At 46.5% G+C, this 13,553-nt stretch carries 13 protein-coding genes; 8 read left to right on the top strand and 5 right to left on the bottom strand.

The window, feature by feature from the left end:
• The first annotated feature begins 85 nt into the window (after window positions 1–85).
• Together rfaE1 and rfbB are read left to right on the top strand one after the other, a co-directional pair.
• Complete coding sequence (rfaE1, locus tag NC997_RS11575) at window positions 86–1,111, top strand: D-glycero-beta-D-manno-heptose-7-phosphate kinase (protein ID WP_190525601.1); 1,026 nt, start codon at window positions 86–88, stop codon at window positions 1,109–1,111.
• A gap of 51 nt (window positions 1,112–1,162) precedes the next feature.
• Window positions 1,163–2,224 (top strand): dTDP-glucose 4,6-dehydratase, encoded by a 1,062-nt coding sequence (rfbB, locus tag NC997_RS11570; protein ID WP_190525600.1) that lies wholly within the window; start codon window positions 1,163–1,165, stop codon window positions 2,222–2,224.
• A 205-nt stretch (window positions 2,225–2,429) separates the two neighbouring features.
• Here the strand turns inward: rfbB and NC997_RS11565 are convergent, their stop codons facing one another.
• The 3 genes from NC997_RS11565 to rpaB form a co-directional block, all read right to left on the bottom strand.
• A complete protein-coding gene (locus tag NC997_RS11565; protein ID WP_190427552.1) occupies window positions 2,430–2,963 on the bottom strand; it encodes a DUF456 family protein in 534 nt (177 codons plus the stop codon).
• Between the two features lie 6 nt (window positions 2,964–2,969).
• Complete coding sequence (locus NC997_RS11560) at window positions 2,970–3,638, bottom strand: cofactor assembly of complex C subunit B (RefSeq protein ID WP_190525599.1); 669 nt, start codon at window positions 3,636–3,638, stop codon at window positions 2,970–2,972.
• A 97-nt stretch (window positions 3,639–3,735) separates the two neighbouring features.
• Window positions 3,736–4,464: a response regulator transcription factor RpaB gene (rpaB, locus tag NC997_RS11555; RefSeq protein WP_190525598.1), complete on the bottom strand. Its 729-nt coding sequence runs from the start codon at window positions 4,462–4,464 to the stop codon at window positions 3,736–3,738.
• Between the two features lie 176 nt (window positions 4,465–4,640).
• On the opposite strand from rpaB, the gene radA reads away from it, so the two are divergent.
• Both radA and NC997_RS11545 read left to right on the top strand, forming a co-directional pair.
• Window positions 4,641–6,188: a DNA repair protein RadA gene (radA, locus tag NC997_RS11550; protein WP_190525597.1), complete on the top strand. Its 1,548-nt coding sequence runs from the start codon at window positions 4,641–4,643 to the stop codon at window positions 6,186–6,188.
• Window positions 6,189–6,748: 560 nt separating this feature from the next.
• Window positions 6,749–8,086 carry an MFS transporter gene (locus NC997_RS11545; RefSeq protein ID WP_190525596.1) on the top strand — a complete coding sequence of 446 codons (1,338 nt, stop codon included), beginning with the start codon at window positions 6,749–6,751 and terminating at the stop codon, window positions 8,084–8,086.
• Window positions 8,087–8,116: 30 nt separating this feature from the next.
• Here NC997_RS11545 and NC997_RS11540 read toward each other — a convergent pair whose 3' ends face one another.
• Window positions 8,117–8,257, bottom strand: a complete 141-nt coding sequence (locus tag NC997_RS11540; protein ID WP_190525595.1) for a hypothetical protein — start codon at window positions 8,255–8,257, stop codon at window positions 8,117–8,119.
• 637 nt (window positions 8,258–8,894) lie between these two features.
• Window positions 8,895–9,641 carry a creatininase family protein gene (locus NC997_RS11535; protein WP_190525594.1) on the bottom strand — a complete coding sequence of 249 codons (747 nt, stop codon included), beginning with the start codon at window positions 9,639–9,641 and terminating at the stop codon, window positions 8,895–8,897.
• Window positions 9,642–9,811: 170 nt separating this feature from the next.
• Here NC997_RS11535 and NC997_RS11530 point away from each other — a divergent pair, with 170 nt between their 5' ends.
• The 4 genes from NC997_RS11530 (at window position 9,812) to NC997_RS11515 (ending at window position 13,483) form a co-directional block, all read left to right on the top strand.
• Window positions 9,812–10,564, top strand: a complete 753-nt coding sequence (locus NC997_RS11530) for a response regulator transcription factor (protein WP_190415208.1) — start codon at window positions 9,812–9,814, stop codon at window positions 10,562–10,564.
• A 198-nt stretch (window positions 10,565–10,762) separates the two neighbouring features.
• Entirely contained in the window at window positions 10,763–12,079 is a 1,317-nt protein-coding gene (locus tag NC997_RS11525) for an ATP-binding protein (RefSeq protein ID WP_190429550.1), read from the top strand.
• A 340-nt stretch (window positions 12,080–12,419) separates the two neighbouring features.
• Window positions 12,420–13,085 carry a phosphate signaling complex protein PhoU gene (gene phoU, locus NC997_RS11520; RefSeq protein WP_190415204.1) on the top strand — a complete coding sequence of 222 codons (666 nt, stop codon included), beginning with the start codon at window positions 12,420–12,422 and terminating at the stop codon, window positions 13,083–13,085.
• A 146-nt stretch (window positions 13,086–13,231) separates the two neighbouring features.
• Window positions 13,232–13,483 (top strand): hypothetical protein, encoded by a 252-nt coding sequence (locus NC997_RS11515; RefSeq protein WP_190525593.1) that lies wholly within the window; start codon window positions 13,232–13,234, stop codon window positions 13,481–13,483.
• Window positions 13,484–13,553 lie beyond the last annotated feature (70 nt).

Here is a 13,553-nt window from a genome sequence, read left to right as displayed (position 1 = left end):
GCGGCTAGTGGTTGGAATCCATCTGGATTCATTAAAAGCGCCCTCTTGCAGGATAATAAACCCTTGGACTTTTGCGACTTCCTCTATGGCTTTAGATGCTTCCTTCTTGGCTCAGCTGCAAAATTCATCTGAGCGATTAATTCAGCTACTGGATAACTTTGCCCAAGCACGGGTGCTGGTTGTCGGGGATCTCACCCTCGATGAGTTTCTGACGGGTCAAGTGGAACGAATTTCTCGTGAAGCACCTGTATTGATTCTGCGCCACGAAAATACCCGGCAGGTGCCTGGGGGTGGAGCGAATGCCGTTTATAACCTGGCAACGCTGGGGGCACAGGTGAAGGTGGCTGGATTAGTCGGAAAGGATGACCAGGGGCAAGCATTGCGCCATATCTTTGAGGCAGCTGGAATTGATACCAGTGGAATGTTGCTCGATCCAGACCGCCCGACGGTGACGAAAACCCGGATTTCTGGTCATGCTCGGCAGTCAGTGACTCAGCAGATTGTGCGCGTTGACCGGAAATCGGATGAGTTGCCAGATCAAGATTTGCAGCTACAGCTTGCTGAGTATATTCAGCAACATCTAGATACAGTGGATGCAGTAGTTTGCTCAGATTATGGCGATGGCGTTTTTACTCAGCCTGTAATTGAGGCGGCGTTGTCTCACCAGAAGACAATAGTGGATGCTCAAGTCGGTCTCCAAAGATACCAAGGGGCGACGCTGTTTACGCCAAATTTGCCGGAGGCGGAGCAAGCGGTAGGGTACGCGATCGCGTCTGGGCAAATCACCCAAGCTGGACGCGACCTCTTGGCACTGACTCAAGCTCAGCAAATGCTGATTACTCGCGGTGAAGAGGGGATGAGTTTGTTTGACCGCGGCGGGACGGAGCAGCATATCCCAGCGTTCAACCGTACCGATGTGTTTGATGTGACTGGCGCTGGAGATACTGTGGTAGCGGCGCTGACGCTAAGCTTAGTTGTTGGGGCGTCATTCTGGGAAGCGGCGGTTTTGGGAAATTTGGCGGCTAGTATCGTGGTGCGCCAATTTGGAACGGCAACCACCAGTCCAGAAGAGATGAAGGCGGCTTTACTGGCGTTGTTAGAAGAAGAATAAACGAACCGCCAAGACGCAGAGTCCGCAGAGGGAAGAAAAGGAGAGAGTTTGATGAGAGGAAGCCGTCGGTTGTTGGTGACAGGTGGGGCTGGGTTTATTGGTTCCAATTTTGTGCATTATTGGGGTAAGGCTTACCCTGACGATCGAGTGGTGGTACTAGATGCGCTCACTTATGCAGGGAATCGCTATAATTTGGCGTCCTTGGAGGGGCAAGAAAATTTTCGGTTTGTCAAGGGGGATATTTGCGATCGCGCTTTATTAGACTCACTCTTACAAGAAGAAAATATTGATACAGTGGCTCACTTTGCTGCTGAATCCCACGTTGACCGCTCAATTCTAGGTCCCGGTGCCTTCATTCAAACAAATATTGTCGGCACATTCACCCTACTAGAAGCTTTTCGGAAACATTGGGAAGGAAGGCAAGAGGGGATATTTCTTCATGTTTCCACTGATGAAGTCTACGGTAGCCTAAACCCCAGCGATCGCGCATTTACAGAAACAACGCCCTATGCTCCGAATAGTCCTTATTCTGCTTCAAAAGCGGGTAGCGATCACTTAGTCCGCGCCTATCACCACACCTACGGCGTCCCCACCATTATCACCAATTGCTCTAACAATTACGGCCCTTATCAGTTTCCTGAAAAGCTAATTCCCTTGATGTGCATCAATATTTTAATCGGCAAATCTCTGCCAGTTTATGGAGATGGGCAGAACATACGGGATTGGCTGTATGTAGGCGATCATTGTAGCGCTTTGGATGTAGTGATTCATCGCGGCAAACTGGGCGAAACCTACAATATTGGCGGCAATAATGAAGTTAAAAATATTGACTTAGTGAATATGTTGTGCCAGCTAATGGATGAATTAGCCCCTAATTTACCCGTGCATCCTTGCAAAAAATTGATCGCATTTGTGAAGGATCGACCGGGGCACGATCGTCGCTATGCGATTGATAGCACTAAATTAAAAACTGAGTTAGGGTGGACTCCTTCTGTAACGGTTGAAGAAGGTTTACGACGCACTGTTGAATGGTATCTCACTCACCGCAATTGGTGGGAACCGTTACTGTCTGAGGAGTACCAAGCTTATTATCGCCAGGTTTATGTTTCTTAAAAATTTCCTACCTTAACGCGAATGGCACTGATTTAAGAGCCGTAAAATAAATTTCCGGCTTCACCACGCAAACCCATTGAAACAAATTGAAATCGCTATCCAGTTGGCTTTAGCTAACTTTAGGGATTAGCTAGCCCGAAATTTGTTTCAGGGCAGAGCTGTGGGTAACGCTAAGCTTAAGCCAGTGCAATTCGATTTAAATTTCTTATGCCCCAGATCCAAAGGGCCAAGTTGTGTATAAGAATACGCTCACGGCGGCGATCGCGAGTAATCCCTGAATCAAATTCCCAATCAGCGAACCCACCACAATGCCTATCCCGGCTTTCAGTGCTAGCTTGATTCTTGGCTCAAATTCTAAATCGCGTCGGTAGAGAAACTCTCCAGTAATCGCTCCCAGTAGCGGTCCAATCAAAATTCCGATTAGTGGCCCCGCAACTAGAAAAGCGGGTAACAATCCCAAAAAGCCCAACACCAAGCCAACAATGGCTCCAATCTGCCCCCACTTGCTAGCCCCTGCTTGTTGCGCCCCCAAGTAGGTTGCTAAGAGATCGACGCCAACGCTAAGTAGCAACACTAGGATAGCAACGCCCAGCGCCACAGACACGCTGCTAAAACTGTGAACGGCTCCCCAAACCACAATAGCAATCACAATCAAGCTAGTTCCAGGAATGCCGGGAACCACTGCGCCCACGACGCCAACGAGCATGAGGACAACGAGAAGCCAGTAGAGAATCGTCATGGATATTTAAATTCCAGCGGGTGCAACATCATCTAAGTGGTAGCTGAGAGTAACGTCTAGTTTTTCAGCAATCCCAGCTATCCAGTTTTCATCTTGCTTGGTGTAACTGCGCGGAGCATTGGCACCTAAAATCAAGACGCCTTGATTGCCAATCGGCTGACAGATCGCTCCTTGAGTATTCTCTGGTAGATAGTCAAATTCAATCCGTCCTGGGTATATTTTTAGAGCCACTAGATAAACGGGTTTTTGTTTTTCCAACACCCGCTGTAGAATCGGCCCTGGTTTTACTTCTGGGTTGACGCCTAAGATACCCCGCCGCAACAACACTCGTCCTTTGTACCAAACGACGAGCGATCGCGTCCCAGTGTTCGCGAGCAACAGATGCGATGCCCAAGCCAGTTCTATCTTTACGGCTTCCGGTAAGTCGGGTGCTAGTTCAAACCCTTCCTCGCCGATCAATTCGACAGCTTCAGGCGATCGCGGCTGTACTTGCTGCCACAGCAACCCCGTTAAAATTAACACCGCACTGATTATCACGCCCAACGCATCCGAACGAGCTTGAGAATCCGCTAGCTGCGGTGTCAATAAACGGTTAATCAACAGCAGCACCCCTGCCAACCCACCAACCACAAGAGGGAGTTGTCGTAGAACCTGATTTTGATCTGGCTTAGCCATTTTCTTAGTGCTGAGGATTAAGGGCTGAGGAATGAGTAGGAATAAAAGAGTAGAAATTTTCTCACCTTTTAACGTAATTCATTCTTCATCCTTCAGTTCAGAGTTCATCCGGCTCAATGATCCGTTGAAACAGATAGCCAGTGCCTCGCGCCGTCAGTATTAGCTCTGGATTGCTTGGATCGTCTTCCAACTTTGCCCGGAGTCGTGAGATATGCACATCCACCACGCGAGTGTCTACGTGGCGTTCTGGCGTATATCCCCAAACCTCTTGCAAAATCTCAGAACGGGAAAAAGGTTCTCCAGAACGGCTGACTAACAACTCCAGCAAGCTGAATTCCATTCCGGTGAGTCGAATCCGCTCATCGCCTTTATAGACTTGCCGCTTATTGGTGTCAATCTTGATATTCCCGACATGGATGACCCCAGAACTGGGAATCCCAGAGGCACCCGTTTTGTCTACCCGCCGCAACACAGAGCGGATGCGGGCTTCCAGTTCCTTAGGGGAAAAAGGCTTGACAACGTAATCATCTGCACCCAGCTCTAAACCAGTGATGCGGTCGGCGACATCCCCTAAAGCCGTTAGCATGATAATTGGCACATCCGATTCCTTCCGCAATTCCTGACAGACGCCGTAGCCATCTAGCTTTGGCATCATCACATCCAAAACTACTAAGTCAGGAGTGGCATTGCGAAAGGTATCCAGCGCTTCTTCTCCATCGGCAGCCGTCACGACATCGTAGCCAATCATGGAAAGGCGCGTTTCCAGAATGCGACGGATGCTAGCTTCATCGTCAACTACCAGAATTTTTTCTTTATGGCTTTCCAAGCTCGTCAACGCTCCTTAAGTTCCGATTTCTAATCGTTAATTTTAGATACCATTACATTAAGATATCATTCTGTTTAGTCGGTTTGGAAAGCCTGAAATCCTCACAGTTGCTGGATTTTTATATTCTCTTATTCCTTGCGATTTATTAAGATTCTTTAACAAATCGAGAATGGTGCATGGCAAAGCCGCGAACTAACTATGTTTGTAACGAATGTGGGTCAGAATCTTCACAATGGTTTGGCAAGTGTCCCACCTGCGGCACCTACAACTCCCTGGAAGAGCAGTTTGTGTCCCAGCTTAATTCTTCCCTTCCCAGCCGGGGTTTGCAAAGCTCACAGCGCAATGGAAAATTAGCTGCCAAAGCGCCCCAGGCGAGAGCATCGCTGACATTCGCGCAAATTACCGACAAGTATCAGGAGCGCTGGACTTCTGGTTATGGAGAATTTGATCGCGTACTGGGCGGGGGGGTTGTTCCTGGCTCTTTGGTGTTAATTGGTGGCGATCCGGGCATTGGTAAGTCAACGCTGCTGCTGCAAACGGCGAATCAGATGTCGCAGATGTATCGCATTCTCTATGTCTGTGGGGAAGAATCGGGACAACAAGTGAAACTGCGAGCTTCGCGTTTGGGTGTTAGCAACCTGAATCCGGATCGGGAAAAAAACGGCGATCGCGTGTCTCTCCAGCCAGAAATAGAGGCATCTGTAGAGACATCTGTAGAGACTCCGGTGACATCTATCTCAGCGGGTGCGGATCTGTATGTGCTGGCGGAAACCGATTTAGAAGAGATTATCAGGGAGTTGGAATCTCTGAAACCGAATGTGGCAGTAATTGATAGCGTGCAGACGATTTACTTACCGTCTCTAACGTCGGCAGCGGGATCGGTGGCGCAGGTGCGGGAATGTACTGCTGCATTGATGAAGGTGGCAAAAAGAGAGAGTATCACCCTGCTGATTGTGGGACACGTTACTAAGGAGGGCGCGATCGCTGGGCCAAAAGTCCTAGAACACCTAGTAGATACCGTATTGTATTTTGAAGGCGATCGCTTTGCTTCTCATCGGCTTCTGCGTTCTGTTAAAAACCGCTTCGGCGCAACTCACGAAATTGGCGTTTTTGAAATGGCAGATCGAGGACTCCGAGAAGTTTCTAATCCCTCGGAGTTATTTTTGGGCAATCGGGACGAAGTGGTTCCGGGTACCGCCCTTGTCGTCGCCTGCGAAGGCACTCGCCCGATTGTCGTGGAACTGCAAGCCTTAGTGAGTCCAACCAGTTATAGTTCCCCCCGCCGCTCAACGACGGGTGTTGATTACAACCGACTGCTACAAATTTTGGCAGTATTAGAAAAACGAGTCGGCATCCCTTTATCTAAATTAGATTCTTATGTGGCTTCAGCGGGCGGTTTGAGTGTAGAAGAACCCGCTGTTGATTTGGGAATGGCGATCGCAGTTGTGGCTTCTTTTCGCGATCGCGTCGTCGATCCCCGCACTGTCTTAATTGGCGAAGTTGGCTTAGGCGGACAAGTCCGCGCTGTCTCCCAAATGGAACTGCGCCTGAAAGAAGCCGCCAAACTAGGCTTTAAGCGAGCAATTGTCCCCAAAGGGCAAACTTTCCCAGAATTGGGATTAGAAATTGTACCCGTCGCCAAAGTTATCGATGCCATCATTGCTGCTATCCCAGCCTCTCATCATCATGATGATGAAGAAATGCTAGATGATGATGATGAATAGACGGCATTAAGGTGCAAGTGGTAGCGCTTGGGGAATGATGCGCGATCGCCTTTATTGCGTTTTCTAGGCATCTTGTATCATTTTGGAATCTATCCATTTCACCAATTTTTGTAATATACGCTTTCTCAAAAACCGTTATTAAGCGGAACCAAGGAGAAAGCGAATATAGCAATTCTATTTAAGTTGTGAGCCAGCTCTTCAGATCCCCGACTTCTCTAGGAAGTCAGGGATCTCGCTTTCCCGCATCATTTAGGCTTGCTGTATATTGCCTCAAAAAATGAATTTATTTAAATCCCAAATTATAGAAATTTAACTTTCAATCCCTTAATAAAATAAACTTTTTATAAAACCAAATAGTTTTATTTGTTAATATTCATCGCAATTTTATCCGTAATATTACTGATGCACAAATAAAAAAAAATAGGCTGAATTGAGAAAAGGGTTAATAATAATTAACCGTCTGGGTGCAGATAATCGATCCTGTTACTGATGAAGAACTCTGGTAAACCTTAACAGAGAGTTACAGCCAATCCAGCACCCAGATTAAGTTTAATTTAGCAATGAATATTACTACCAAGAAAAACGCGTGGAAGCTTGAAAGCTCAGTTCCATTATGGTTTTTCGCTTTTGTTCCTTATAAAATAGGCGAAGGTCTACTAATTATACTAATGCCCCTATTTATCATTCAGGTAGTAGGGGGAACCGTCGCTGATGTCGCTAAAGTAAACTCACTGATCGCCCTAGTAGGTATGTTTGCCTTCATTTTATGGGGCAACCTATCAGATAAGATGGGCTATCGTACTCCCTTCTTGATATTGGGATTTCTGGGATTCACTCTCTGCACATCAATGCTCAGCTTTAGCGATAACCTCTCACAAGTATTAATTCTTGGCAGTGTGGGGGGCTTTTTCATGGCAACGATTACCCCAGTAGGTTCAGCATTGGTACTGGATAGTTTTCCCGAACAGGAGTGGCCTAAGTTTTTCGGTAAATTTTATCAGGTAACAGGATGGAGTTTTGTCGCTAGTGTTCTATTCGGGATGACCTGGCTCAACTTTGCTTCCAAATTCGTGAGTAATGTTGCAGCAATGCGCGGATTATTATTATTTGCAGGTGTTGTTTCGTCGCTGAGTTTACTTCTGTGCTTTCTTTGGGTAAAAGAACCGAAATTTGTTCGCAAACGCCGAAAATTTAATCCGAAACTGCTAGGACAATTGACTGTAGGAGTGATTGAAAGGCGAGCAGTTTTTTACCCATCTCGCGCCCTGTACTTTGTACTGCGCCCAAGCACTCTGAGCCAAGCGGTTCAGCCACTAGGAAGCCCTTTAGGGCGTTATTATCTATGTTCTTTACTATTTTTCGTTGCCATCAACCTGGTTATTGTGCCCTTCCCGGTTTTTCTCACCAACACATTAAAAGCTACGAATACTCAGGTATTCTTAATTGCCTTAGTTAAGTCAACAATAGAGTCTTGGTTGTACGTTCCTGTCGGTCATTGGGTGCATCAGCGACCTGGTATCAAACTCCAAGCGCAGGCTACCGCTCTCAGGGGTGGCGTTTTTGGAATTTTTGTCTTGTTGGCTTTAATTCCGCCTCAACCGAGCAGTCTGGCGTTCGTTGGATTAGCCCAGATATTAAGCGGTATTACTTGGGCAGCGATCGCTGTATCTAGTAGCACGGCAGTGGGTATACTGGCTGGCAAAGACAAGGAAGGTTCGGCAATTGGGTTTTACAACGCAATAATTGGGGCATCAGGCGCACTGGGTAGCTTGGGAAGCGGATACCTTGCTGCTACCTTTGGGTATAGCGTTTGTTTTGGGATAGGCGCACTATTGACAGCATTCACTGCATGGTTGCTTTGGCAACTACAGCCTGTTGTATTAGCCAAAACGTCCTGAGTGGCTTTTGGGCTTTGTAAATAGAAGATACTAGGCAACAATTTTTGAAATGACCGGGCAAGTGCAAACAAAGACAAATTCTTGAGCGCGATCGCTTGCACTCTGTCTGATTCTGTCTGATGAGGATGCGATCGCATCGCCCCAAATTGTTTCTTGTCTATTTTTATACAACTGTAACTAAATAAACACCTGTCCTCATTTACATCCTGCCCAAGTTTGATATTCTGCTAACCACAAAAACAAATCGAAGAATACGGAAGCTTTATCTAATCTTCATAATTTAGTTAAGTATTAATATTCAGTAAAACTCCTTAAAGCCAAGGAAATAGCAGCTTTATAGTTTTACCTACTCTATTTGTAGGTAAATCAAGATATTTTTTTGATAAAGATTCCGTGAACCTACTGGGAATTCATAGCAAGCTATGTAAGTATTTTTAAGTAGACGCCTGTATTTTATAAATATTATGTACAACTCTTCCGAAAGCTCACCTTTAAGCACACGTACAAATTTTGATACGCACAGTGGATGGATTTTGGGAAACCCCATGCAAATCAGCCGACGCAACCGCCGCTTGCTCTTTTGCGCGTTCCTGCTTTTAGGGTTTGTAGGGTGTGTTTTTGGAATATTGCTGGGAGCGGGTCTGGATATTGGAAAAGCTATACTGGCATTTATCGTCTTGTGGGCAGGATTGTGTACTCTTAGTGCCCGCTAAGCGTAAAACGAGAACGATTTTATAGGTCTAGTAGGAAATTGAGCAGATTTTACTCAATTTGCCTAAATAAAGACCTAAATAAAGAAAAGAAGCGCTCAGTTTGCATTCAAAAATTCCAGATATCCATTGCTGAGTTCTTTTACGGCTAATTCATAAAATTGCTTGCCGTGTTCGGGTGTTGCCAAAGCGGGATTAGAACCCATACGCCCATCGGGATAACGGTTACGGAAATCAGTAGCACCATAAATTGGGTGTCCAGAAGCGACTTGATCTGAGAGGGGCGCTTGTTTAATGGCTTCTGGATAGACGTACTGAGTGAGGGCAACTTCACTAGGGGTGGCATGAGAACCTTCTTGGTCTTTATATAGCTCTTTTGCCAGCTTGTAGACAGAACTGCACATGAACCAGTTGCCGACTTGACACTGCACTAACTGGGCATTAGGAATATTTAAATCAGCTAAATGAGCGTAAGTTTCCGAGAAAGCCGCCTTTAGCGTCGCAATATTACCGCCGTGACCATTAATAAAGAAAAATTTGGTAAATCCAGCCTTAGCTAAACAGAGGATATAGTCTCGAATTAGCTGAATCATGGTGCTGGGGCGCAGGCTAATTGTGCCAGGAAAAGCCGTATGGTGCAGCGCCATGCCAACATTGATAGTAGGGGCTACCATTGCGTCAATCGCTTCGCCGACCCCGCGCGCGATCGCTTCTGCACAAATTGCATCTGTCCCAATCAACCCAGTTGGCCCGTGTTGCTCTGTCGAACCAATCGGGAAAATTATCCCCTGAGAACGGTTGAGATAGACTTCTACTTCAGGCCAGGTACTTAAGTGCAGCAGCATAATCAGAATAATCAGAAATGTTGGGCGATCGCTAAAGATAAATTTGGGCGAAACAGCGCACCGACTCCATCCTAGCTGGGTTGAGGGGTCATGTACTCGAAAAGGAATCTCTGAGGCAGCAATTTTGTTGTATGAATGAGGATGGAATTACACTCTCAAGTTCCCCAATTATGCTTTCCCTCGACCTCCCGAAGAACCCATCTAGTCCAGAATTAGGGCGAACGAGCCAGATCTTAATTGTTGAAGATGAGGATCTCATCCGGGAAATGATAGTTTTGGCTCTAGAAGAGGAAGGTTTCGAGGTGGTAACAGCCGCCGATGGGCGTACCGCTTTGACATTTCTTCAGGGTGAGACCCCTGCTACGGTAGATTTCCCCTTTGACCTGATTATTCTCGATTTAATGCTTCCTCAGGTCAATGGCTTGGATCTTTGTCGCTTGTTACGGTATCAAGGAAATCCAGTCCCGATTTTGATTCTCAGTGCTAAAGCAACTGAAACTGACCGAGTTTTAGGTCTAGAAGTGGGAGCGGATGACTATTTAACCAAGCCATTTAGTATGCGGGAGTTAATTGCCCGTTGTCGTGCCTTATTGCGACGCCAACGACTTGGCGGATTGCCCCAAGCGCCAGTGCTGCAATTCAAGGATGTGACGCTTTATCCCCAAGAGTGTCGCGTGATTGTTCGGGGCGAGCAAGTTAACCTATCACCCAAAGAATTCCGCTTGCTGGACTTATTTATGAGTTATCCGCGTCGAGTTTGGTCGCGGGAGCAGTTGATCGATCAGGTGTGGGGTCCAGATTTTGTGGGGGACAGTAAAACAGTAGACGTTCACATTCGCTGGTTGCGAGAAAAATTAGAACGCGACCCTAGCCAACCAGAATACGTAATTACGGTACGTGGGTTTGGTTATCGGTTCGGCTAAAAGATGCAATATGAAGAAGGAAGTATGAATTTTCAACCTTCCTTCTTCATCAGTAGAGGGGCACAACTAAACATGGCTGGTAGCGGTCGATGGTTGAGAGGTGCTGTTTTTATGAATCACTCCCCCCAACCATTCCCATCACCTTACGTTTATTGACACCCACCTCTACTAACTTTGTATTTTCAACTGATAGCTTAAATGACCCTCATCGCATTTTTTGTGGGGCTAACTTTAGGAATTGGGTTTTGGATCTGGCGGCGGAACAAGCTTTACCGCCAGTTAGAGCAAATTCTTGGGTTGCTACCTTCAAGTGTAATTGGGGTATCTTTACCGCTGGTTTCGCAGCTACGCAGTGGAATTGCTTTGGCAAATCAGCAGTCTCTTCAGCTAAAGACGCAGTTGCAAATGAATCAAGAGATTCTGCAAGTGGCACCCATCGGCTATCTAGAGGTGGATGAAGAAAACCAGTTGATTTGGTGCAACGAGCAAGCCCGCATTTTATTAGAGCTTCATCGATGGGAACCGGGACAGGTGCGTTTGCTGCTGGAGTTAGTGCGATCCTATGAACTCGATCAGCTAATTGAGCAAACTCGACACCAGCAAAAGCCTTGTGAACAAGAGTGGGTATTTCACCCAGATTGTTCGGATGCAGCGGTAATTGGGGAGATGCGATCGCTTACTTTACGCGCATCTAGCTTGCCCTTAGCCTACGGACAAGTGGGTGTATTTCTAGAAAATCGCCAACCTTTAATCGAACTTTCCCAATCGCGCGATCGCTGGGTTTCTGATTTAGCCCACGAACTCAGAACCCCCCTCACCTCCATCCGTTTGGTAACGGAAACCTTGCAAAAACGCTTGCAGTCTACAAAAGAGCGCTCATTAATTGACCGCCTCCTGCCAGAAGTCAACAGACTAATGAACCTAGTTCAAGACTGGCTAGAACTAAGCCACTTAGAGCAAGATCCCAGCAAACACCTCACCCTAAAATTAGTAGAACTGCGAAGCTTAATTCACTCTGCCTGGGAAACAATAGAGCCTTTAGCACGACAAAAGCAACTCAGCTTCAGCTATTCTGGTTCCGACACCTTACTCATCAAAGCCGACGCATCTCGTCTCACCCAAGTATTTCTCAACTTACTCGACAACAGCATTAAATACAGTCCCCTTGAAGGGGCTATCCGTGTTGAAGTAAATCTTATTCCGAATAAGGATATCCCTAACTTGGTTCAGATCAATATTATTGATTCAGGGATTGGGTTCCCTGAGTTCGATTTACCCCATGTTTTTGAGCGGCTCTACCGAGGAGATCCCTCCAGGCGGCGTCAGCACAACTCCTCTGGAACTTCTGAAGAATTGTCAGTTGTAGTAACGACTGGCAGCGGTTTAGGCTTAGCGATTGTGCGGCAAATTGTCATCGCTCATGGCGGCTCCGTCAAAGCGAAGAATCATCCAGAAACCGGCGGCGCATGGCTGCAAATTGAATTACCTTCCTTTCAATCCCCGCTTGAAATTTAAGGTTAGCCATCGTTGCAGTTTCGATATTCACTTTGAGTTTTTTGCACCATTTAGGAAAATTAGTATTAACCAATCATGCTAGTCAGACAGAACCCACAATTTAAAAGGGTTCTGAAACACTAAGATGACCAAAGTATGATTCGACTAAATGATTTTTCAAGGGTTTCAGCGACTGAACTTGGATCGTTAAGTTATTAACTGTACCTTCCAAAATCAGCCCCTAGAGATTACATCTATCCTACGATAGGTTTTCATTTAGTCTATATGCATACAGCCAAATCAACAAATTTAAGCCATCTTAGAGAGTACAGTCGTTTTGTTTTTCTACCAGCAGAGGTGAATGCTTTCCTCTAAACACGTGCATACGGAACGGATACACTTCGATCGCAGAACTAGGGGCTTATTAAGGGATGTTTTGCGAATGGGAGCCTTAGTAGAAAACTCCTTTCGCCTCTCGCATCAAGCCTTGTTTTCCCGTAACCTGGCAGCCGCTAGGGAAATTCCCTTATTGGATAAACAAATTGACCGATTTTATCGCCAAATCGAGCTAGATTGTGCAACTTTAATGACCCTGGAAGCTCCGGTTGCACAGGATTTGCGTTTACTCAGTGCTTGTATGCAGCTGGTGCGAGACTTAGAACGCATTGGTGATTACGCCAAAGACCTAGCAGAAATTGCGATTAAACTCTTTCCTTACCCGCCTCATTCTTGCCTACCGCAGATTGAGGTAATGTCCCATCATGCTCAAGCCATGCTGGCGTCGAGTTTAGTCGCGCTGGCAGATTTGGACGCAGCCGCCGGGAAAGCTGTCAAGCAGCAAGACGATGCCGTGGATAGCGCTTACGAAACGGTTTATCAAACCTTAGCCTTTCAGCGGGATATCAAAGGGGTGGTTGAACCGATTCTGTTGATGGGGTTGATCATTCGGCATTTGGAACGAATGGCAGACCACGCCACCAATATTGGTCAACGAGTTGCCTACATTGTCACGGGAACCAGGTCTTAAAGGCTACAGTCACGGCACGGCAGTGCCCATACTGATTTAAGAGTAAGCTTGCACTCATATAGCATTTTTACTTGCGTTCTATACAGTTCGCGATAAGGGTCTACAGCTAGCTACCTGTAGACCCCTATCGCTGTATTTCCCTCTCATTGAGAAGTGATATAACTGTTACCCTCACTGCTGCTAATGGACTGCATCACTATTACGCTGACACAGTTAACCCGTATTTTGAAGGCAATGGCGGTGGCAATAATGCCCTATCCCGCTTTGCCGAACGCAACCCCATTTATCGGATTGGATCTTTGGGTGCTGGTGTCGGCTTGAACTACAAGATTAGCAACGCTCTGAAGTTGGACTTAGAGCTGATTTATAAAGTAAATCTGAAGACAGGGAGTGGATAGCAATGCCGCCAATACCATAAGTGGATGTTGCCTAAAACTGCGGCTATGACTAGAAAAGCCTATAAAAGCG

It is taken from the genome of Trichocoleus sp. DQ-A2 (genome assembly GCF_039961915.1).
Taxonomy (GTDB): domain Bacteria; phylum Cyanobacteriota; class Cyanobacteriia; order Cyanobacteriales; family FACHB-T130; genus FACHB-T130.
The sequence above is the reverse complement of the archived record's forward strand: the minus strand, read 5'-3'. Positions and strand labels throughout refer to the sequence as shown.